General features: G+C 67.4%; 19 protein-coding genes. 8 read left to right on the top strand and 11 right to left on the bottom strand.

The genetic code is table 11. The features are described from left to right. Positions 1-405: 405 nt before the first annotated feature. On the bottom strand, positions 406-3,771 hold the full coding sequence (locus tag EWM63_RS06825) for a DUF4450 domain-containing protein (RefSeq protein WP_130185853.1): 3,366 nt from the start codon (positions 3,769-3,771) through the stop codon (positions 406-408). Positions 3,772-4,070: 299 nt separating this feature from the next. On the opposite strand from EWM63_RS06825, the gene EWM63_RS06820 reads away from it, so the two are divergent. After that, entirely contained in the window at positions 4,071-5,078 is a 1,008-nt protein-coding gene (locus tag EWM63_RS06820) for an acyltransferase family protein (protein ID WP_165390766.1), read from the top strand. On the opposite strand, the gene EWM63_RS06815 is transcribed toward EWM63_RS06820, so the two are convergent. After that, the gene (locus EWM63_RS06815; protein WP_130185851.1) at positions 5,075-5,482 is read right to left on the bottom strand and encodes a hypothetical protein; all 408 of its coding nucleotides are present in this window, start codon (positions 5,480-5,482) and stop codon (positions 5,075-5,077) included. The genes EWM63_RS06820 and EWM63_RS06815 overlap by 4 nt on opposite strands. Further along, a complete protein-coding gene (locus EWM63_RS06810) occupies positions 5,482-6,195 on the bottom strand; it encodes a S24 family peptidase (RefSeq protein WP_130185850.1) in 714 nt (237 codons plus the stop codon). Before EWM63_RS06810 ends, EWM63_RS06815 begins: the two co-directional genes overlap by 1 nt. Before the next feature lie 164 nt (positions 6,196-6,359). Here EWM63_RS06810 and EWM63_RS06805 point away from each other — a divergent pair, with 164 nt between their 5' ends. After that, entirely contained in the window at positions 6,360-6,788 is a 429-nt protein-coding gene (locus tag EWM63_RS06805; RefSeq protein ID WP_130185849.1) for a hypothetical protein, read from the top strand. 14 nt (positions 6,789-6,802) lie between these two features. Here EWM63_RS06805 and EWM63_RS06800 read toward each other — a convergent pair whose 3' ends face one another. Then, positions 6,803-7,627 carry a CAP domain-containing protein gene (locus EWM63_RS06800; protein WP_165390765.1) on the bottom strand — a complete coding sequence of 275 codons (825 nt, stop codon included), beginning with the start codon at positions 7,625-7,627 and terminating at the stop codon, positions 6,803-6,805. A 173-nt stretch (positions 7,628-7,800) separates the two neighbouring features. Here EWM63_RS06800 and EWM63_RS06795 point away from each other — a divergent pair, with 173 nt between their 5' ends. From EWM63_RS06795 to EWM63_RS06775, 5 genes are all read left to right on the top strand, one after another. Beyond that, positions 7,801-8,274, top strand: a complete 474-nt coding sequence (locus EWM63_RS06795; protein ID WP_165390764.1) for a GNAT family N-acetyltransferase — start codon at positions 7,801-7,803, stop codon at positions 8,272-8,274. An 81-nt stretch (positions 8,275-8,355) separates the two neighbouring features. Further along, positions 8,356-8,736, top strand: coding sequence for a hypothetical protein (locus tag EWM63_RS06790; RefSeq protein WP_130185846.1), 381 nt, complete (start codon positions 8,356-8,358; stop codon positions 8,734-8,736). A 207-nt stretch (positions 8,737-8,943) separates the two neighbouring features. Next, positions 8,944-9,327 (top strand): phosphonate transporter, encoded by a 384-nt coding sequence (locus EWM63_RS06785; protein ID WP_130185845.1) that lies wholly within the window; start codon positions 8,944-8,946, stop codon positions 9,325-9,327. Further along, positions 9,324-10,646 carry a sensor domain-containing diguanylate cyclase gene (locus tag EWM63_RS06780; RefSeq protein ID WP_229487773.1) on the top strand — a complete coding sequence of 441 codons (1,323 nt, stop codon included), beginning with the start codon at positions 9,324-9,326 and terminating at the stop codon, positions 10,644-10,646. Before EWM63_RS06785 ends, EWM63_RS06780 begins: the two co-directional genes overlap by 4 nt. Next, entirely contained in the window at positions 10,643-12,391 is a 1,749-nt protein-coding gene (locus EWM63_RS06775) for a putative bifunctional diguanylate cyclase/phosphodiesterase (protein ID WP_229487772.1), read from the top strand. Before EWM63_RS06780 ends, EWM63_RS06775 begins: the two co-directional genes overlap by 4 nt. Here the strand turns inward: EWM63_RS06775 and EWM63_RS06770 are convergent. From EWM63_RS06770 to gluQRS, 5 genes are all read right to left on the bottom strand, one after another. Continuing rightward, positions 12,369-12,941, bottom strand: a complete 573-nt coding sequence (locus EWM63_RS06770; RefSeq protein ID WP_130185844.1) for a Rhs element Vgr protein — start codon at positions 12,939-12,941, stop codon at positions 12,369-12,371. The genes EWM63_RS06775 and EWM63_RS06770 overlap by 23 nt on opposite strands. Before the next feature lie 78 nt (positions 12,942-13,019). Further along, positions 13,020-13,793, bottom strand: a complete 774-nt coding sequence (locus tag EWM63_RS06765; RefSeq protein ID WP_130185843.1) for an alpha/beta fold hydrolase — start codon at positions 13,791-13,793, stop codon at positions 13,020-13,022. Positions 13,794-13,961: 168 nt separating this feature from the next. Beyond that, positions 13,962-14,708, bottom strand: coding sequence for a PEPxxWA-CTERM sorting domain-containing protein (locus tag EWM63_RS06760; protein WP_130185842.1), 747 nt, complete (start codon positions 14,706-14,708; stop codon positions 13,962-13,964). A gap of 323 nt (positions 14,709-15,031) precedes the next feature. Then, positions 15,032-15,448, bottom strand: a complete 417-nt coding sequence (locus tag EWM63_RS06755; protein WP_130185841.1) for a DUF4124 domain-containing protein — start codon at positions 15,446-15,448, stop codon at positions 15,032-15,034. A 168-nt stretch (positions 15,449-15,616) separates the two neighbouring features. Further along, positions 15,617-16,519 carry a tRNA glutamyl-Q(34) synthetase GluQRS gene (gene gluQRS / locus EWM63_RS06750; protein WP_130185840.1) on the bottom strand — a complete coding sequence of 301 codons (903 nt, stop codon included), beginning with the start codon at positions 16,517-16,519 and terminating at the stop codon, positions 15,617-15,619. 128 nt (positions 16,520-16,647) lie between these two features. On the opposite strand from gluQRS, the gene EWM63_RS06745 reads away from it, so the two are divergent. Next, positions 16,648-17,766, top strand: coding sequence for an acyltransferase family protein (locus EWM63_RS06745; protein WP_130185839.1), 1,119 nt, complete (start codon positions 16,648-16,650; stop codon positions 17,764-17,766). Here EWM63_RS06745 and EWM63_RS06740 read toward each other — a convergent pair. Both EWM63_RS06740 and EWM63_RS06735 read right to left on the bottom strand, forming a co-directional pair. Beyond that, a complete protein-coding gene (locus tag EWM63_RS06740; RefSeq protein WP_130190234.1) occupies positions 17,756-18,934 on the bottom strand; it encodes an MFS transporter in 1,179 nt (392 codons plus the stop codon). The two genes, EWM63_RS06745 and EWM63_RS06740, sit on opposite strands and share 11 nt — an antisense overlap. A gap of 264 nt (positions 18,935-19,198) precedes the next feature. Next, a complete protein-coding gene (locus tag EWM63_RS06735) occupies positions 19,199-20,182 on the bottom strand; it encodes an LLM class flavin-dependent oxidoreductase (protein ID WP_130185838.1) in 984 nt (327 codons plus the stop codon). Positions 20,183-20,257: the final 75 nt, after the last annotated feature.

Here is a 20,257-nt window from a genome sequence, read left to right as displayed (position 1 = left end):
GACCGATATGGATGGGCGGCAATCAAAAATATATAGAAGAAATATATTTGTTGATAATTCGCATCAAGCCGGCGTGCCAAGTGTGGTCTGCGGCGCGATTTGTAACGAGGGACTTGTTATTCCCACGGCTTGGGCCGTGCCGGGAGGGGCAGGGCGCTGGCGGGACAGGGGGCGGGATCAGGGAAAGTGAATGGGATTGTGGCGGTGGCGGTGCCAGCGGCGCAGGCAGCCTGGTGTCGGACACCGGCTTTTCGGTGCCGGACTCCGGTTTTCGGCTGATGTGTCGGCAAGAGCAGGCGAAAACCGGTGTCTGACACTATTTTCCGGGTGAAGCGTCCGAAAAATAGTGTCAGACACCAGCCGGGCGGGCGTATCAAGCGGGCAGGCGTACCAGGCGGGCGGGCATCACTTGTCCAGCGTCAGGCCCATCAGGCCGATGACCACGTCGTTGGCCAGCGCGCGCACCGTCACGCTTTGCAGCGTCTTGCCGGCATCGAGCGGCACTGTCAGCACGGTGGCCGCGCCGCCGTCGATGGCTTCGCGGGCCGTGCCCTTGAAGGTGGCCGGGTCGGGCACGTGCACCCGGGCCGATTGCAGGTCCACGCGCACGGGCAGTGTCCCGCACAGCCGGAACTGGTAATCGTCCAGGAAGTAGTCGCGCTCGATCGGCCACCAGTTGTCCGGGTTGCGCAGCGGCGTGCGGGCCGCGGTGCCGTCCGTGTAGGTCACCACGATCTCGCCATTGTCGATGCGGCTTTGCATGTGGTTCGTGGAGCCGGCCATCAGCAGGAAGGCGCGCGGGGCCCGGCCGGACAGCGGCACGGTAACGGCGCGCGGGTAGTTGTCCCACTGCGAAGTAAAGACGACGTTGGCGCCGCTGGCGGGCGTGGCGAACGTCAGCCCGTTCGGCAGGCGCAGCGTGCCGCCGAGCGCGCGCAGGCCGGCGTCGTCGAGCCGGGGCAGGTCGTTGACGTGGCCGGCCCAGGCGCCGGCGCCTTGCGCGGGCAGGGCCAGCGTCACGTGCGGCGAGCGGGGCGACAGGTACTTGAAGGGCTTGAACAGTTCCGTCACGCGGTCGTTGAAGGCGCCCGCCAGGTCGACGTGGCGCGGGCGCACGGGCGGCCCGGCTGTCCACCCCGGGCCTTCGAGCGTGCACGCGGTTTCCGGAGCCGGTCGTGCAGCAGGGCGCCACCAGGTGAAGTCACCCTGGCGCACCTGGGTGAACCCTTCGCGCGGTTCGGGGCCGGCCGGCGCGGCACGGTCGCCGTGGATGGTTTCGCCGCGCCAGGCGATGTCGATCTTCGCGGCGGCGCCCAGCGGCACGTCGACGAGCAGGCGTGGCGTGTCGACCGCGTCGGCCTCGGCTTGCCAGCGCGCCGGCTTGCCGTCCACCGTCACGCCGGCCACCTTGCCGGCGCGTGCCGGCACCTGCAGCGACAACTGCCTGAAGCGCTTGCCGTTCTGGCTGATCTGCCATGTTTCGCGGTTGCCGTCGCGGCGGTAGGCAACGCCCACGTCCGGGTGGTCGAGGCGCGCATGGTGCCAGGCGCGCGGCAGGCCGGGGCGCACGGTGAGCACGCCGGCCAGCGCGTCGGGCTGCACGCCGAACAGGCCTTCGACGAGCGCGCGCGACATCACGCCCGAACCATCGGCGAAGTCGCGCTGCGATTCGCGGCGGTACACGTCGAGGTAATTCATGCTGCCGATATTGCCCGGGCTGATGCCCATGTACAGGCTGGCCAGCAGCGCGCCTTTCGCCAGCGTGAACGCGGTTTCGGCGCGGCCGGCCTGCCAGTAGGCGAGCGCCGTGTGCAGGTTCTCGGACATGACCACGTTGTTGATCGACCACGTGTAGGGCATCCAGTCCGACGTGGGCAGCACCGCGTAGGGCCGGTCGGCCGGCACGCCGGGGCCGCGCACGGGGATGGGGCGCAGGTGGCGGTCCAGGTCGGCCGCCATGCGCGCCGCTTCGAAGCGTGTGGGCACCCGCGAATCGAGCGTGTGGTAGAAGCTCCATACGGCGTAGCTGGGGTGCAGCAGTTGCTGGCCGAGCGCGTCGCGGTATTCGGCGAACGCGCCGCGCTCCGGCATCCACAGCTGCTCGCGCATCGCATGGTGGATCGCCTGCGCTTCCGCTTCGTACGGTGCCGGGTCCTTGCCGATCATTGTCGTGATGCGCGCGGCCATCGCGTTGTGCCAGGCGTTGTAGGCGGTGGTGTGGGTGGCGCCGCCGCCGTTGTAGAACAGGTCGTCGCTGGCCCAGATGGCGGCGTAGGCATCGTACAGCGGCAGTTTCGACGGGCCGAACTCGCGGCGGAACAGGCGGCGTTCCCACGCCAGGTGGCGCTCCAGCACGGGCCACACGGCGCGGGCGTAATCCATGTCGCCGGTCCACAGAAGGTGGCGCATTACCGCATCGACGAAACCGATGTTCATGTCGTAGTGCGACTGCGTGAGGTTGCCGTTCGTGTGCATGCCCGCGCGGTTGCGGGCCAGGTTCGTGGCCTGTTCGGGCGGCGGCACCTTGGTGGAGACGGGCGTCGTGTTCTGCTGCACGGTCCACCCGTCGGCATTGCGGCGGAAGCGGTCGTGCCAGCCCAGCGCATCGAGCGCATACGGGCCGCGCCAGCCCAGCAGCCTGCTGCGCCATGCCACGGCGCCGTGCATGATGGCTTGCTGGGTATCGTCCCACACGGCGTCCGCGGCCACGTTCAACGCGCCCATCGCCGCGTTCAGGTAAGGGTCGGGCGTGTCGATGCGCACTTGGTTGCGCAGCTGCGCGAAGTGGCGCGTGGCGTCGGCAAAGCGTTGCGGCAGCTCGGCTGGCGCGAAGCGGGGCAGCAGCGCTTGCGGTCTTTTCGTCTCCGCGCTGGCGCCCGCTTCGCGATACACGGAAAGTTCGCGCGCCCCTTCCTTCGGCTGTTCGCGCGCGGTGACCTGCAGGGCCAGGTGCACGGGTTGCGTGCCCAGCGGCACGCGGCCGACAGCCACGTGTTCATCGCTTGCCGCGCGTGACGACAGCAGGGCGGGCAGGGCGTTCCACTGGCTGGCATCGGCCTTGCCCATTTGCGCCGGCAGGCTGGCGGTGGCGCTGATCGTGGCCTTCGGCGTGACGACCGTGAAGCCATTGCCCGTCATATCGAACTTCGCGCCGCGCGCAAAGGCCGGCGTGAACTGGAAGTATTCGCCGATGGGCACGCGCTCGGTGCCGATGTCGCCGTCACGGCGCCCACGCTGGCCGTTGCCGGGGCCGAAGGCGAATACCAGTTCCGCATCCGCCGGCAGGCCCTCGCCACGCACTTCCACCGCCAGACCCTCGGTGGCGGCATAGGCTACCGCCGCCACTTTCAGCCGCCCGGTTGCGCCCAGCGCGGCATCGGCGATCTCGTAATGCAGCTCGCCGGGGCGGTAGCGCGCCTGCACGCTGCGTGCCTCGTGCAGCCACAAGGTGCTGGCCGCGGTGCGCACGCCCAGCCTCAGGTTGCCACCGCGGCCCGGCAGGTACAGCGCGAATTCCGGCCGGTCGCCGCCGTCGACGCGGAACGCCGTGTTGCCGCCATAAAGCGGGCGGTTGAAGAATTCGCGGCCATCGTCGATCACGAAGTCCGCGCCTTCGGGCCGGTAGCGCAACGGGCGCTCGAGCCGCCCCTGCAAATTCGGCGCGAGGGACGGGGCCTCGGGCTTGTAGGGTTGCGCCGCGTGCGCCGCGTCAGGTGCCCAATGCACGCCCGCGAGCAGGCAGGCCAGGGAGATTGCGAATCGTATGCTCATCGGGCAACGGTAGCGGAAAATTTCCGATCGTTGGCTGGCGTGCCTGCATTAGTCACGTGGTTGATCGGATGTGTTTTTCAAAACTCGTGTCATGCCAGGCGCTTTGGATACAACACCGGAAGTCCAGGAACTTGCCAATAATCAAATAAAAAATGACAATTGTCTTGCTGTGCGACTTGCAATGCGATTGGACATTAAAGGGGGCCGGCCGGCACGGCGTGCTGCCAGGGCGGCTAGGGCCGGTGCCATCTTCCTCGCCACGCGCAACAACACCGATGTTCAATTCTTCTGGAGAGTGCATGCGCGCGGAACAGCTTACATATCTCGACGGTTGGCGCGGGCTGGCGATCCTGTTGCTGCTGGTCGGCCACTTCCTGCCGGTGCCAGGGATGAACATGGGAGCCGTCGGCGTGCGGCTGTTTTTCGCGCTGTCCGGTTTCCTGATGGTGCGGCTACTGATCACGCAGCGCGTGCCGGCCGGTCAGTTCCTGCGCCGGCGCATCGCCCGCATCTTCCCCGCCGCGTACGTGTTTCTCGTGACCGTGGTGCTGGTCTGCGCGATGCTGGGCATGCCAGTGTCGTGGGCCGAACTGCTGGCCGCCGCCACCTTCACGTTCAATTATTTTCCCGGCGAGCTGGGACGCGCGGTGCTGCCGGTAGGGCATTTCTGGTCCCTGTGCGTGGAAGAGCACAGCTACCTGCTGCTGGCGGCACTGGCGGTCGCCGTGGGGCGGTCCGGCAGGCGGATGCTGCTGGCCGTTGCGCTGTGCCTGGGGGCCAGCATCGCGGCGGGTATCTGGTATGTGCGCCATTACGACGGGCGGGCGCTGACCGGCATGCTGCTGCATACCGAGGTGGCGGCATTCACCCTGTGCGCGTCTGCGTTCCTGTACCTGGCCATCGGCGCGCGCCGGATCGCGGTGCCTGCGCCGGCGTGGTGCGCAATCTTCGGTGCGGCGCTGCTCACGCAATGGTGGTCGGTGCCAGTGCTGGTGCAGACCTACGCGGGTGGCCTGCTGTTCGCACTGGCCGTGAACCTGTTGCCTTCGACGGCCCCGATCGTGCAGCGCGTGCTGTCTTGGCAGCCACTGCGGATGCTGGGCCTGTGGTCGTATTCATTGTATCTGTGGCAGCAGCCGGCCTACCTCTTCGGCGGCGATGCGTGGCACCAGCGCATCGCCGGTCTCCTGCTGTCGCTATGTCTGGGCATGCTGTCATTCCACCTCGTGGAAAGGCCGGCGCGGCGCTGGCTGAACCAGCGATGGGGGCGTGATGAAATGCCGCTGCAGGAGCGCAAGGCGGCTTAGAACGGCGGGGGCAGCTCCAATGTGAGCGTGGCGCTGCCGATCGGGGCGTTGTCGCCGGCGGCGCGCACTTCGAAGACGCAATCGCGGAACGTGAGCCAGTGGGGAATGGTAAAGATGTGGTCGACGACATACGTGGCCTCGGGGCGACCGGCGGGGGCCGCCACGGCTGCGTCTTCGTAGGTGATCCAGTCGATTTCCTGGCCGTGCGCCCGCAGCGACAGCGCCAGCTTGCGCAGCGGCGCCGCCATGCGGGCTTCGACCACCACCCAGATGCACAGTTCGCCGACGGCGCCGGGCCCTTCCAGCCGGATACGGTCGGGCGCGCCGCCAATGAAGTGCAGCGACTGCGTGCCGGCGTTGTCCACGCCATCGACGAACGCGCAGGCGAGGCGGCGTTCCGCCATCAGATGTTCTCGCTTTTCTTCATCACCACGCGGCCGATCAGCAGGCACGTGACGCCATCGCACAGCTTGCGGGGAAAGCGTCGCTGGTCGGGGTTGTCGGAGGTGAGCCACCAGTGGCCCGCATCGCGCAGGAGCCGCTTCACCACCGCCTCGCCTTCGTAGTTGACGGCGAATACCTGGCCGTCGGCCGGCGACTTGTCGGCCGTGTTCACCACCACGAGGTCGCCGCGATGCAGGCGCGGCTCCATGCTTTCTCCCGTTACTTCGAGGGCGATCAGGTCTTCCGGGGCGAAGCGGTTGCGCGCCAGCCATTCGGTTTCCACGCTGAAGGAGCCGCCCGCTTCTTCGTCGGGCTCGACCGCGAAACCGACGATGCCGGCGGAAAGCCGCAGTCGCACGCGCCGGATCTGCACGATGCCATGACTGTGCGCATCGATCGGGCGCACGCGCAGGAATACCGGCGCCAGCGATGCATCCTCGGCCGGTGCGATCGCGCCGTGATCGAAGAACATGGCCGGCAACGCCAGGTCGCTTTCCAGCTTGCGGGCGATCTTTTCGCTGAAGGCCCGGCCTTCGCGGTAGGTGGAAGACAGGATCTGGGACAGGCGCGCCTCGCTCCAGCCGCTGGCATCGGCCAGCACCTTGCGGATGCCGTCATATTGGTCGCGGATCAGGGCATTGAGCCGCTCTCGTCGGTGTTGATAGATGTTCATGAAATCTGTTGAATCGATGGGTGGTTTCGATAGATTAGCAAACGCTTGACTCGGAATATAGCATTTGCTAAAGTCGGTTGCAAGCGGCCTGATGTTTATTTGCGTTCACTCAAGCAATCAAAAACAACACCGGGCCGGCGAAACACACCAGGAGACCAGGCACCATGACCATCGAACTCGGCGCAGCCGGCAGCGCGCTTCTCACAATCTTTGCGGCGCCGTTGCTGGCCGGCGCCCTCGCGTGTGCGTTGACGTTCCTGTTCATGTGGCCCCGCACGCGCCGCGAGGGGTGGGTGCGTTTCACCTGCGCGATCGCCATGGCCGCCATTGCCGGGCCATTCCTGCTGGCTGCGGTGCATTCGTGGTGGCCCACGCTGTTTGTTTCCGCCGGGTCGGTGATGGCGCTGTGCGGCATCGATGCGTCGCTCGGCGTGGCCATCGTGGGCGTGCCCATGCTGGTGGTCGCGGCGCTGCCCGCGTGGTGGCTGCTGGGGGGCGTGGTGCGCTGGCTCGACCGGCGGCGCGACCAGGACATCGCCGAGATTGCCCGCGCGGCGGCGCAGGCCGTGAAGGATGTGCGCAATTCGCTGTGATGACGACCGATCCGTCAGCGCGCGAGTACCTGGGTCCAGTACAGCGTGCCGCGCGCCGGGTTGACGGCATAGCCGACGCCCATTTCCACGAACGCGGCGTTCATGATGTTGGCGCAGTGGCCCGGGCTGTCGAGCCAGCCCTGCACGGCTTCCTGCGCGGTGCGCTGGCCGGAGGCGATGTTCTCGCCGATCGTGCGCCAGCGGTAACCGGCGCGCAGCGCCCGGTCGCCCACCACGCTGCCGTTCTTTTGCTGGTGCTGGAACCAGCGCACCTGCGCCATGTATTCGCTGTGCGACCGGGCGGCCACATCGAGGGCGCGGTTCAGGCGCAGCGGCGGCGCGGGACCGAATCGTTCATCGCCGCACTGGCGCGGCGTGGCGCGAGCGGCATTCACGGCCGCCAGCGTTTCCTCGCCGATGCCTTCCGGTGCCGGCAGTTCGCGCCGCTCGGGGCGCGCCAGCACCACGTGCCAGCCGTCGGCCACGCGGATCGTGCCGACGGCGGAAACTTCCGTGCCCAGGAGGCGCGTGCAGTATTTCTCGCGCAGCGCCTGCATGGCCTCGGCCGCGTCGGCGGCGCCGGAAATGAACAGTGCTTCGGCATGCTCGACCGGGTATCCGGCCTGTTCCAGCGCCGGTTCGAGGAATGTCCCGGAAACGATGCGGATCTGCGACAACGCGGCTTCCACGGCAAGCGGTGGCATGGGAGCGGCCGGCGTGCCGGCGCAGGTGCCGGGCGCGGCGCGATATGCGTTGATCAACGTGGCCAGCGGTGCACCGAGCGGCTTTTGTGACGGCAGCGCAATGGCTGCCGCAGGCGCGAGCGCGAGCTGCAGCAAAAGCAGCTGTTTGTTAATATTGTTGAAAGATGATGTAAACATCGATGGATTTGCGGCACAAAGAGCGATCTTGCCGCAAATGGGGGCGTGCGACAAGAGTGCAATGCCGATGCCGGTGGTAAGCTGGCGGCTCGTTACGTTCTGCCGCCGATCCTGTCCGATCCTGTCCGATCTTGTCACACACCGCCGAAGCAACCCCGCAAGCATGCGCCACCGAGGTGACGCTCTTGCTGCATGCCGCCTACACCGCCGCCAGTTCGCCCTGGGGCGTGCGGGCCTGGCGCTGGCACATCATGGCCGACGGCGAGCCTGTCGGCACGATCAGCCTGCGCGATGGTCACTCGCACGTGTACACGCACCTGCTCGGGCACATCGGCTTTGCCGTCGACGCGGCGTTTCGCGGGCGGGGATTTGCCGGGCAGGCCGTGCGGGCGCTTCTGCCGGAAGCGGCGCATCTCGGCCTGAGCGCCGTGTGGATCACCACCACGCCGGACAACGCCGGCTGTCGGCGCGCGCTGGAGCGGATCGGCTGCACGTTCGTGGAAGAGGTGCCGATCCCGCCGTGGTACGCCACGTATGCGAAAGGCGAGCGCACCAAGCTGCGCTACCGGCTGGCGGTGGACGGCGAACGGGTGCATGGGACGTGACCGTCGTTGGGTTGGTGCGGCATTGGCTTCACGGGCTGGTGCACGCGGCATAGCGTCGTTTGCCAAGGGTCTTGCCGGCGGGTGGGCACCAAAAAAAATGGCCTGCATGCGCAGGCCATTTTTCATTGCAGGGGTGCTTACTTTTTCACCGAGTTGTCGTCCGCGTTGCTCGGGTTGCTGGGCGAAGTGCCCGGCGTTGCCGTCGGCGACGTGGTGCCGTTCTGGTTCCACTGGCTCGAATTGGTCGAACCGGACGAGCTGGTACCCGAAGTGCTGGAGCCCGCGGTGCCCGAATCCATCGAGCTGCTGCCCGACGTGGTGCTCGAGCCGGTTGCCGAGCTGTCGGTGGCGCCGCTGGAATTCGAGGTGTCGGTCGTGCTGCAAGCGGCCAGGCCGAAGCACAGGGCTGCTGCGAAGATAGCTTTGGTCATGGTCATGATGATTCCTTTTTTCCAGAGTTGATTGGTGACTCGAGCTTTGATCGTAGCATTGGATGCAACAGGACCGCGTTCCATTACCTTTCGAAAAACCCTGTTGCTATAGAGCGAAACTGCTGGTTTCAATCGTGCGTGCATTGACAGCCAATTGTGACCATGTCAGCATCTATTGCCACACATCAACCTATTCGTGCGATGATGTCTGTTTGCATTCTGTTTCCGGGAGTTAACGATGACTGACCTTGCTTTCGACCACCCCGACCTGGGCCAGCGCCTCGCCACGCTTACCGACGAACAGCTCGATGAGGCAACGTTCGGCATCATCGGTTTCGACGACACGACCGTCGTGCAGCGCTACAACCGCTTCGAATCGCAGGCGGCCGGCCTGTCGCCGCACAGCGTGGTGGGGCAGCATTTCTTCACCAGCGTGGCGCCGTGCATGAACAACTTCATGGTGGCCCAGCGTTTCGACGATGCGCAGGCCGATGGCGTCGCGCTCGATGAAACCATTCCCTATGTGCTGACGTTGCGGATGCGCCCCACGAAGGTGCGGCTGCGGCTGCTGTCGTCGCCCGGCGCCGCCACCCGTTACGTGCTCGTGCAGCGCCAGCCGTGAGTACCGCGCCCGCGGCCGACCCCGACATCGGGGCCGAGCACGAAGCACTGATGCAGTTCCTGTACCTGGCGCCGGTGGGGCTGGTGCAGGCGCAGGCCGATGGCGCCATCACGCTGAGCAATCCCATCTCGGCGCAACTGCTGATGCCGTTGTCGCGCGATGGCTGCCTGGACAACCTGTTCACCGCGCTGCAGGACGTGGCGCCGGAAGTGCGCATGCTGTGCAGCGAATTCACGGCGCCGCGTGGCCGGATCTGCGATGGCCTGCACATCCACCTGCATGGCGGCGGCCGGCGCAACGAGCCCGCCATCCTGTCGCTGTCGATCGTCAAGCTCGATCCCGCGCGGCTGATGGCCGTGCTGCAGGACGTGACGCTGCAGGTGCAGCGCGACCGCCAGCTGCGGCAAAGCGACGCCTGGCTGAACGCGCTGCTGGCCAGCGTTGCCGACTATGCGCTGGTGAGCCTGGATCGTGAGGGCCGGGTCGAGCAGTGGAACGACAGCATCGGCCGGGTGACCGGGTACACGGAAGCGATCGTGGGCCAGCCCTATGCCGTGTTCGAGCCCGAAGACACGACCACGCCGGAACGGGCGCGCGACCTGCTGCGCGAGGCCGATGCCAGTGGCTGGAGCGTGGACGAAGGCTTGCGCATGCGCGCCGACGGCACGCCGTTCTGGGCCAGCGCGATGATCACGCCGCTGCCCGACGGCGACCCCGGGGCGCCGGACACCGAGCCGGCCTACTGCCTGGTGCTGCGCGATATCACCGACCGGCGCGCGGCCAGCGAAGGCTGGCGCCAGGCCGTGTTTTCCGATCACCTGACCGGCGTGGCCAACCGGCGCGGCTTCTTCCACGCGGCCGAGCTGGAACTGGGCCGCGCGCGCCGCTTTCCGCGGCCTGTCGCGCTGGCGCTGTTCGATCTCGATCACTTCAAGCGCGTCAACGACACGCATGGCCACCCGGTCGGCGATGCCGTGCTGCGCGCATTCGCGGAGGCGCTGCGCACCACGTTCCGCGCCGTGGACGTGGTATCCCGCCTGGGCGGCGAGGAGTTCGCCGTGCTGCTGCCATCGACCGAATTGGCACAGGCGTGCTCTGTGGCAAAGCGCCTGCTGGCTGCCGTGGAAGGGCTGACGGTGCGGGTCGACGGGGTCGCCGTAACGTTCACCGTCAGCGCCGGCGTGGCCGCATGGGATGCGCAGATGGCCGGTATCGACGACCTGGTCAAGCGCGCCGACGCCGCACTGTATGCCGCGAAGGCTGCCGGGCGCAATCGCGTGGAATGCTGGAGTTCCCAATCGACCGATACCGCCGCATGATGAAGCACGACGACAAACTTGCCTACGAGGCCCTGGTCCAGTTCATGTATCGCACGCCGATCGGCCTGCTGCAGGCCGATATCGACGGCGCCATCGACATGCTCAATCCGATGGCTTCGCAGCTGCTGATGCCCCTGGCACCGCAGGGTGCGCTCGACAACCTGTACGCGATCTTCGCGCGCGCAGCGCCCGGCCTGCGCGATGACGTGGCGCGCTGCGACACCCCGTCCGGCGTGGTGGTCGAGGGCATGCGGATCGAAGGCCCGGACGGGCGGGATGGCCCGCTGGTGCTGTCGCTGTCGGTGATGAAGATCGACCCGCAAAGGCTGATGGTGGCCGTGAACGACATCACGCTGGAGGCGCGGCGCGAGCAGGAGCGGCTGGCCAGCCGGCTGTCGTCGGCGGCCCGCACCGATGCGCTCACGCGCATGCCGAACCGCAGCGCGGTGCATGAGGAATTGCGCAGGATCCTGGAGCACGACGCTGCCGGCGGCGGGAAGGATACCGGCTTTGCGGTGCTGTTCATGAACTGCGACCGCTTCCGCCAGGTGAACGACACGCTCGGCCAGGCAATGGGCGACCAGCTGCTGGTCCTCGTGGCCGAGCGCATCCGCAACGTGCTGCGCCCGCCCACCGACCACATCGCGCTGGGCCAGCGCGCCGGGCAACTCGCGGCCCGGGTCGGCGGCGACGAATTCGTCGTCGTGCTCGATGGCCTGCGCCGTGTGGAGGATGCGGAAAGCGTGGCCGCGCGGCTGATCGGCGCGATCGGCCGCGTCTTCCACCTGCAGGCGCATGAAGTCATCTGCAATGTCAGCGTGGGCATTGCCTGGGGCGACGGCAACGATCCCGACGCGCTGCTGCGCGATGCCGGCATCGCGATGGTGGAAGCCAAGCGCAGCGGCGGTGCGCGCTTCGTGCGCTTCGAGTCCGCGATGCGCGAACGGGCCGCGCGCCGCACCGATATCGAGACCGACCTGCGCCAGGCGCTGCAGTCCGACCAGTTGTTCGTGGTCTACCAGCCGGTGGTGGGGCTGGGCGCCGCCGGCGGCACCGACCGCTCCGCCGGCGTGGAGGCGCTGGTGCGCTGGCGGCACCCGGTGCGCGGCATCGTGCCGCCGTTCGAATTCATCGGCGTGGCCGAGGAGAGCGGCCTGATTGGCCCGCTCGGCGATTTCGTGCTCGAACAGGCCTGCCGCGATTTCATGCGCTGGCAGCACGAGCTTGGCGCGCTGGCGCCGCGGCTGCTGGCCGTCAACCTGTCGCGCGCCCAGCTGGGGCACCGCGAATGGGTGGACACCGTGGCGCGCATCCTTGCCGACACGGGCATGGATGCGCAGCGCCTTCAGCTCGAAGTGACGGAAAGCCTGGCGGCGCAGGATACCGACGTGCAGCAGCGCCTGCACGAACTGAAGGCGCTCGGCATCACGCTCGCGCTCGATGATTTCGGCACCGGTTATTCGTCGCTGGCCAGCCTGCACCTGCTGCCGGTGGACACGGTGAAGATCGACCGCTCGTTCGTCAGCCAGAGCGAAACGAGCCACCATCATCGCGTGCTCATCGAAGCCACCGTGAAGGTGGCGCAGAGCCTGGGCATGAACACGGTGGCCGAAGGCATCGAGACGGCCGAACAGGCCAACGTGGTGCGCACGCTGCAATGCGACAAGGCGCAGGGCTACCTGTATGCGCGGCCGCTGCCGCGCGAGGACCTGGCGGCCTGGCTCATGCAGCCCGACGGCGCCTGAGCCAGGCCATGGCCGGCGCCGCGAACGGCAGGCTGGCGCGCGGCAGGCTGGCGGCATCCGCCGGATCGGCCAGGAACCCGGCCAGCACGTCCTCGAACAGCCAGGCGTCGGCCGCATACTGCTTCTGGTGCATGGCGCCGGGTTCGCCGAGCCAGCGCAGCGCGAACCAGTCGGCCAGCAGGTCGCCCTGCGCTTCCATGTTGTAGTCCGCCAGCCGCCGGCCCGGCGCGAGCTGGTAGCGATAGGAAAGGCCGATGCGCAGGGCGCCGCGGCACATCACCGGGTAGCCCAGCTGCCACTGCCACACGTGCACCATCTCGTGCATGAACCAGAGCAGCCGCCACGCCGGCTCGCGCGAAAAATCGTCGCGGAAATCCTCGGGCCGGAACCAGACATGCCCATCTGGCGCCATCGCCGTGTGGCGCCACTGCCAGCCGAAAAACCAGCCACGCGCATGGATGCGCACGCGCGCACAGTCCAGCGCCGCGCCGAACAGCTTGCGGCAGCAGGCGATTTCGCCATCGGTGAGTGGACGGGATCGGTGTTTCATCAGAGTAGTGTTGCTAAAAACCGGGGTCAGACCCCGAATTTGGGAAATATTTCCTGGAATTGGGGTCTGACCCCGGTTTCAGGCAACACTTTGCAGGAAAGCGACGATTTCACGGTTGACGTCGGCGGCGTGCGTGATCGGGGCCATGTGGCCGCCCGGCGTTTGCGCGGTGGTGACGCGGGGCAGGGCGGTGGCGAGGCGCGTGGCGACAGCGTGTGTGGACGCCGGGCCGGCGCGGCCGGTGAGCACGAGGGAGGGGATGCCGATCGCGGCCATGTCGCGCAACGTGGCGGGCTCGCCGAGCAGGGCCACGAAGTCGAGCTTCACTTTCGCCACTTGCCCGGTAAAGCGCTCGCGCATGGGGGCGGGCATGCCATCGAAGGCGCCGGGGCCGTTCCAGTAATCGATGAAGCTGCGCGTGGCTTCTTCTGCGGTCGGGGCGGCTTCGATCGCGGCGATGACGGCGCACACCTCGGCGCGGGCCTGGTCGCTTTCGTCGAGCAGGTGGAAGGCGACGGGTTCGAACACGGCCAGCGAGCGGATGCGGCCGGGGGCGGTGCGGGCCAGGCGCAATGCCGTGGCGCCGCCGTACGAGTGGCCGACGAGATGGAACGGTTCGTCGTCCGCCAGGTGGGCCGCGAGGGCGGCCTGGACGGCATCGGCTTCGTGCACCAGCGAGAAACCGGCCTGCATGGCCGCATCGGGGAACGGCGCCTTGCCATAGCCCAGCAGGTCGAGCGCGATGAAACGGTAGTCCGCTTCGTGCGCGGCCATCAGCGCGGCCCACTGGCTGCGCGAGCTCATCGAACTGTGCAGCAGCACGACGGCGGGGCGGGGATCAGGACTGGTCATGGCGTTCTCGCGGTATCGGCAGAGCGCGCATTATAGGACCGTGGATGAAAAACGACGATGCCGGCAGGCGATCGTCGTTCGGCTTGCATCATGCGCCGGCGCGTGCGCTGCGTCCAGGCAAGCGCCACTGCGAACTTAGTAACGCATCAGTAACGCATCAACGGCGCATCAGGCGTTGCGGCCCGCTTTGCGGCGGCGGGCCACGACGCCCACCAGGCCCAGGCCGGCCAGCATCATCGCGTACGTCCCCGGTTCCGGCACGGCGCTGACGGTGATGTTGTCGACTGCCACGTCGAAGTCCGTGAAGCCGTACATATAGCCCGGCTTGTAGGTAGTGAACGCGATCTCGTCCACGCCAGCCAGCACGCTGGCGAACGTGCGGTCCGCCGGCAGGTAGGGCGTGCCGTCCGCTTCCTCGGCACCATAGCCGCCCCAGCCCGATGGCAGGCCGATGGCCGACGTGTCGTCGATGGTGACGGAGAAGTGCTTCCAGCCTTCGTTCGACGCGTCGAGCGTGCCCACCGTGTACCACACGCTCGTGTAGGGCAGGCCCGCGCTGGCGTTGTCGTAGTCGCGCAGTTCCAGTACCAGGTCGCGCGTCACGTCCTGGCCAAAGAAGCTGACCTGCTGCGCCAGCACGTCGATGCCGAACGTGACGGACGACGTGGCTGTGTAGTCGCGCACGAACTCGGCGTTCGTGCTGTTGGCGAAAGTGATGCCGAAGTTGTTGATGATCGTGCGATAGGCTGGTGCGCCATTGCCAAGCGTCTCGTCGATGCCGGAGCCGCCGATCCCGCTTGCCGGTTGCGTTCCTTCCCAGCCTTGTGCGCCGGAAGAAAAGTCCGTCGTGGCCGCGGCGGCACTGCCCGCGGCACATGCCAGTGCCAACACCATGTAAGCCTGCTTCATCTTCATGTGCATTCCTTGTAGTCGTTGATGGATCACCAAGTGGCGCCGCGGCCGGGATCTCCGGCACGTTGATTTGTGGTCAATGCGGCAAGCCATTCTCGGCAGTGCGGCTACCAAGTGTCAAAGGAGAAAGATGAATTATTTGTAACAAAGTGCCGTGGCTATACGGCAATTTCTGGGAGGGAAGGGAGGTGAGGAAATAAACTTTGGTAGCGCTAGCTAAGACTTTACGGCATTTGGCTCTGCAACGCAGCCTTTACGCGCATGCCAATGCCGGCACGCGCAGTGACTTTATTCGTGCAAGCCGGAGTGTGTCTCCGGCGCCACGATCAATCGAGGCTGGCCTGGCGCAGCGATGCCGTCTTGTCTTCCAGCTCGAGCTTCAGCCGGGCAGCCTTGAGCGTCGCCACGTCCACCTTGGGCGGCGTGCTGACGAGCAGCGGCTTGGGCCGGTTCTGCTGGTCGATTTCCGCCGCGGGCAGCTTGAAGTATTCCTTGACGACCTGCGGCCGGCCTTCGTCGATGGCCGGCATTTCGGCCACGCCTGCAGTCACGCCCGGCGTCACATCGCCGGTTGCGGGGGCCGTGTCGGAGGCGGGCACGGACTGCACGATGGCGCAGGGCTTGTCGGACAACATCGTGGCGCCATTCGGATCGATGCACTTGTAGATCTGATCGTTGGCGCCAACGCCCGCGGTGGCCAAGGTGGCCAGGCCGAGGGCGAAGGGAAGAATGAAGCGTCGCATGGTTCACCTCCTGTGAAAGCGATGGGTGAAGTATGCGTGCCGGGGATGCGCGGGTCTGTTCGCCAACCCACGATCGGCCGGAGGACCAGTCCTACAGGGCGATGCGTCAATGTCCCGATAACGCTGCCGGCGCCGGCGCCGGCGCCGCGGCGCATGGCGAATGGGGGATCATTGCGTGTGGCGCGTACGCAGGAGGCTGGCCCAGGCCGGCACGGCGGCGGCCCAGAAATCGGGAATGGTGGCCGCCTCGACGTGCAGGCCAAGGAAGCGGGCGGCGGGCAGCAGGCTTTGGGTCAGCAGTTGCGCGGGGGGCGCACCGTTGTCGAACGCCGCCGCGCCGGTCTGCTTCGACAGCTTCTCGCCGTCGGCATTGGCGACGACCGGCACATGCAGGTAGCGCGGATGCGGCACGCCCAGCAGTTCCTGCAGGTAGAGCTGGCGCGGCGTGGAATCGAGCAGGTCGGCGCCGCGGACGATGTCGGTGATGCCCTGCGCGGCATCGTCGACGACGACGGCCAGTTGATAGGCCCAGAAGCCGTCCGCCCGGCGGATCACGAAATCGCCCACCTCGGCCGTGATGTCCTGCTCGACGTGTCCGTGCCAGCGGTCCTGGAAGCCGATCACGCGGCGCGGCTGCTGCGGGGTGCGCAGGCGCAGCGCGCGCGCTGCCTTGCCCGGCGCCAGGCCGGCGCGGCACGTGCCCGGGTAAACGAGCGTGGCGTTGGGCTGCAGTGCCTGCAGGTTGACCTGGGAATCGGCGATTTCCCGGCGCGAGCAGCCGCACGGGTACACGTGCTCCGCCAGCTGCGCCAGTGCCGCTTCGTACAGGTGCTGGCGGCGCGTTTGCCACGTCACTTCGCCATCCCACGCCATGCCGCAGCGGCGCAGCGATGCAAGGATATGCTCGTCCGCGCCGGCCACGTTGCGGTCGCGGTCGAGGTCTTCGATGCGCACCAGCCACTGGCCACCGTGCACCTTCGCGTCGAGGTAGCTGGCCATGGCGGCGACGAGCGAACCGAGGTGCAGGGGACCGGTGGGGGAAGGGGCGAAGCGGCCGATGTAGGAAGTCATGCGCGCAGTATCGGGGAACCGGCGGCGGGGCGTCAACCGGCCGCCCGCGCGTGGAGCACGGCGTGGCGATGGACAGCGGCGGCTCGCGTGTTCTATAGTCGTCGCTCGTCCATAACGCCCGGTGCCGGATGACTTCACAACGCTTGCTCTCCCTCGACGCCTTCCGCGGTTTCACGATCGCCGCGATGCTGCTGGTGAATAACCCGGGTGACTGGGGCAACCTGTATTCGCAGCTGGCGCACGCCGACTGGCATGGCTGGACGTTCACCGACTGGATCTTTCCGTTTTTCCTGTTCATCGGCGGCGTGTCGATGACGCTGTCGCTGGGGCGCCAGGCGGAAGCCGGTGCGGACAAAGGGGCGCTGCTGGCGAAACTGTGGCGGCGCGCCGCGCTGATCTTCGCAATCGGCCTGTTCCTCAACCTGTTCCCTGCGTTCGATTTCTCCACCGTGCGCATTCCCGGCGTACTGCAGCGGATCGCGCTGTGCACGGCGCTGGCCGCGCCCATCGTCGTGTACTACGGCTGGCGCGGGCAGGTGGCGTGGATCGTGGCGCTGCTGGCGTTCTATAGCGCCGTGATGCTGCTGTTGCCGGTGCCGGGTGTCGACGGCGTCGTCGCGGCGGGCGTGCTGGAAAAGGGGCGCGATGCCGCGTCGTGGATCGATCGCTTGGTGCTGTCCGGACATCTGTGGCCGGTGTCGAGGACTTGGGACCCGGAAGGGCTGTTCTCGACCATTCCCGCGCTGTGCAGCCAGCTCTTCGGCGTGCTGGCGGGGCGCTGGCTGGCCGCGCGCGTGGATGCCGTCGAACGCACCGTGTGGCTGCTGCTGGCCGGGCTGGCGTTCGTGCTGGCCGGCGCGATGCTCGATGTCGTGCTCATGCCGGTCAACAAGAGCCTGTGGACGACGTCGTTCTGCGTGATGACCACCGGCTGGGCGCTGCTGGTGTTCGGTGCGTTCTACTGGCTGCTCGATGCCGCGCCGTCCGCCGCGTTGCGCGAGCGCATGGCGGCGCTGGCGCGGCCGTTCGTCATCTTCGGCATGAACGCGCTGTTCCTCTATGCGCTGTCTGGCGTGGTCGTGAACATGATCGGTCACCTCGGCTGGCACGGCGCGCTGTATGCGCCGATCGCGGCGCTGCCGCTGGTGCCGAAGGCCGCGTCGCTGGCCTACGCGGTGGCCTTCGTGCTGGCCATGTACGCCGTCGCCTGGGGCATGTGGCGGCGGCGCTGGTTCGTCAAGGTGTGACGGCGCGCGGCTGCCGTTGCTCGGTGGCGAAGACCATCATGCCGGCCGCCGGGAACAGCAGGCCCGTCATCAGCACGCCCTGCCAGCCGTGGTGCGCGTACATCCAACCGCCCACCGACGAGCCCAGTGCGCCACCCATGAAGAAGATCGCCATGTACAGGCCGTTCAGGCGCGAGCGCACGTCGGCGCTCAGCGCGTAGAGCGCCCGCTGGCCGGTGACGAGGCTGGCGGAGACGGCGCCGTCCAGCACGATCGCGGCTGCCGCCAGCAGGCCCAGTTCGAACGTGCGGCCACCGTGGAACGCCAGCGGGGCAACGAGGGACAGGGCGGCGGCCACGAGCGCGATCGCCGTCGTCGAACGGGATTTGCCCTGGTCGGCGCGCCGGCCGGCGATCGGCGAGGCGAGGGCCCCCGCCACGCCCACCAGCGCGAAGATCGCGATGCCGGTCTGCGACAGGCCGAACACCGGGCTGGCGAGGATCAGCGGGACGGTGGTCCAGAACAGGCTGAAGGCGCCGAACATGCAGAACTGGTAGGCGGAACGGCGGCGCAGGATCGGCGTGGTCTTCAGCAGCGTCCACAGCGACGCCAGCAGCGCGGGGTACGTGTGTTGCTGCCCGCCCGGCTGTACCGGGTCGCGCAGCGGCAGGCGCTGTTTCAGCACGAGCGCCAGGCCGGCCATGACGAGCGCCGACAGCACGAAGATCGCATGCCAGCCCAGCGCGTCGGTGACGAGGCCCGCCACGGGCCGCGCCAGCATGATCCCCAGCATCAGGCCGCTGACGACCGTGCCCACCGTCTGCCCGCGCGTTTCCGGCCGCGCCAGGTGCGACGCGAACGGCACGATGACCTGCGCCGCCACCGAGCCGAGGCCGATGCCGAACATCGCGGCCAGGAACAGCGCCGCGCTGGTGCTGAACGCGGCCACGCCGAGCGCGCACGCGGTGCCCGCCAGCGCCGTCACGATCAGCTTGCGGTTCTCGACCAGGTCGCCGAGCGGCACGATGAAGATCATGCCGAGGCAGTAGCCGAGCTGCGTCAGCGTGACGATGAGGCCGGCGGCGCCCGCATCGAGCCCCGTCGCCCGGCTGATCGGCCCGACCAGCGGCTGCGCGTAGTACAGGTTCGCGACGATGAGCCCCGTCGCCGTGGCCATCAGCCAGACCATGGCGGCGGAGATGTCCGGTTGTTCTTGTTGTTGAGTGTGCACTGCAAATTCCTTTTGTTGCTGAATCCGCCCGGCCACTGCCAGGGCGCCTGTCTGCCGATTCTAGAAAGATTTCCTTAAAACAGGGGTCTGACCCCTGTTTTAAGGAAATATATTCAGACGGTACTAAATAGAGGTGCCCGATAGCGCGAGCGTATGCCGCCCGGCCGATTCCGACAAAATGCCGGAACGGGGCCTGGGCCTGGTTTTACAGCTTGCCGGGTGTCAGCCGCGCAGGATGTCGCCGAGGATTTCGTACGAGCGCAGCCGGGCGCGGTGGTCGTGGATCTGCGAGGTAACCATCAATTCGTCGGGCTGCGTGCTGGCGATGAAGGCGTTCAGCTGGGCGGCCACGGTGGCCGGTGAGCCGATCGCCGAGCAGGACAGCACAGAGTCGAGCATGGCGTTTTCCGCATGGCCGAGCGTGGCGCGGTAACCGGCGACCGGCGGCGGCAGTTTCGATGGATGGCCGGTGCGCAGGTTGACGAAGGCTTGCTGCATCGACGTGGCGAGCAGTTGCGCCTCCTCGTCGGTATCTGCGGCAAACACGTTATAGCCCAGCATGACGTAGGGCCTGGCGAGGTTCGCCGATGGCTTGAAGTTGTTCCGGTAGAAGGCCACGGCCTGCATCATCATCTGCGGCGCGAAGTGCGAGGCGAACGCATAGGGCAGGCCGAGGTGCGCGGCGAGCTGGGCGCCGAACAGGCTCGATCCCAGGATCCATAGCGGCACCTTGGCGCCCTGGCCCGGCACGGCCAGCACGCGCTGGCGCGGCGAGTCGCTCATGTAGTCCTGAAGTTCCAGCACGTCCTGCGGGAACTCGTCGGCGTCCGATGCGAGGTTGCGGCGCAGCGCGCGGGCCGTGGTCTGGTCCGAGCCGGGCGCGCGGCCCAGGCCCAGGTCGATGCGGCCCGGGAACAGCGCTTCCAGCGTGCCGAACTGCTCGGCGATCACCAGCGGCGAGTGGTTTGGCAGCATGATGCCGCCGGCGCCCACGCGGATCGTTTTCGTGCCGCCGGCCACATGGGCAATGACGACGGCGGTGGCGGCGCTGGCGATGCCCGGCATGCCATGGTGCTCGGCCAGCCAGTAGCGGTTGAAGCCCCAGCGTTCGCCGTGCTGGGCCAGTTCCAGCGTGTTGCGCAGCGATTCGCCGGCGTGGCTGCCTTCGGCGATGGGGGAAAGATCAAGAATTGAAAGTGGAATCATCGATATGTACGAGGGCGCGCCGACGCTCGTGGCGCGGCCCTGCCTTTCATGCAAAGTCCCGCTTGCAGCAAGGCC

This window comes from Pseudoduganella lutea, from assembly GCF_004209755.1.
Lineage (GTDB): Bacteria > Pseudomonadota > Gammaproteobacteria > Burkholderiales > Burkholderiaceae_D > Rugamonas > Rugamonas lutea.
Note: the sequence above shows the minus strand (reverse complement) of the source record. Positions and strands in the feature narration are given on the sequence as shown.

Bases quoted from the DNA above. Each gene is read 5' to 3' on its own strand.
- EWM63_RS06740 (WP_130190234.1), bottom strand. From the start codon at position 18,934: ATGGTCTGGCTGATGGCCACGGCGACGGGGCTCATCGTCGCGAACCTG.
- EWM63_RS06810 (WP_130185850.1), bottom strand. From the start codon at position 6,195: ATGAACATCTATCAACACCGACGAGAGCGGCTCAATGCCCTGATCCGC.
- gluQRS (WP_130185840.1), bottom strand. From the start codon at position 16,519: ATGACTTCCTACATCGGCCGCTTCGCCCCTTCCCCCACCGGTCCCCTG.
- EWM63_RS06805 (WP_130185849.1), top strand. From the start codon at position 6,360: ATGACCATCGAACTCGGCGCAGCCGGCAGCGCGCTTCTCACAATCTTT.
- EWM63_RS06745 (WP_130185839.1), top strand. From the start codon at position 16,648: ATGACTTCACAACGCTTGCTCTCCCTCGACGCCTTCCGCGGTTTCACG.
- EWM63_RS06815 (WP_130185851.1), bottom strand. From the start codon at position 5,482: ATGGCGGAACGCCGCCTCGCCTGCGCGTTCGTCGATGGCGTGGACAAC.
- EWM63_RS06820 (WP_165390766.1), top strand. From the start codon at position 4,071: ATGCGCGCGGAACAGCTTACATATCTCGACGGTTGGCGCGGGCTGGCG.
- EWM63_RS06775 (WP_229487772.1), top strand. From the start codon at position 10,643: ATGATGAAGCACGACGACAAACTTGCCTACGAGGCCCTGGTCCAGTTC.
- EWM63_RS06765 (WP_130185843.1), bottom strand. From the start codon at position 13,793: ATGACCAGTCCTGATCCCCGCCCCGCCGTCGTGCTGCTGCACAGTTCG.
- EWM63_RS06825 (WP_130185853.1), bottom strand. From the start codon at position 3,771: ATGAGCATACGATTCGCAATCTCCCTGGCCTGCCTGCTCGCGGGCGTG.
- EWM63_RS06785 (WP_130185845.1), top strand. From the start codon at position 8,944: ATGACTGACCTTGCTTTCGACCACCCCGACCTGGGCCAGCGCCTCGCC.
- EWM63_RS06735 (WP_130185838.1), bottom strand. From the start codon at position 20,182: ATGATTCCACTTTCAATTCTTGATCTTTCCCCCATCGCCGAAGGCAGC.
- EWM63_RS06755 (WP_130185841.1), bottom strand. From the start codon at position 15,448: ATGCGACGCTTCATTCTTCCCTTCGCCCTCGGCCTGGCCACCTTGGCC.
- EWM63_RS06770 (WP_130185844.1), bottom strand. From the start codon at position 12,941: ATGAAACACCGATCCCGTCCACTCACCGATGGCGAAATCGCCTGCTGC.
- EWM63_RS06760 (WP_130185842.1), bottom strand. From the start codon at position 14,708: ATGAAGATGAAGCAGGCTTACATGGTGTTGGCACTGGCATGTGCCGCG.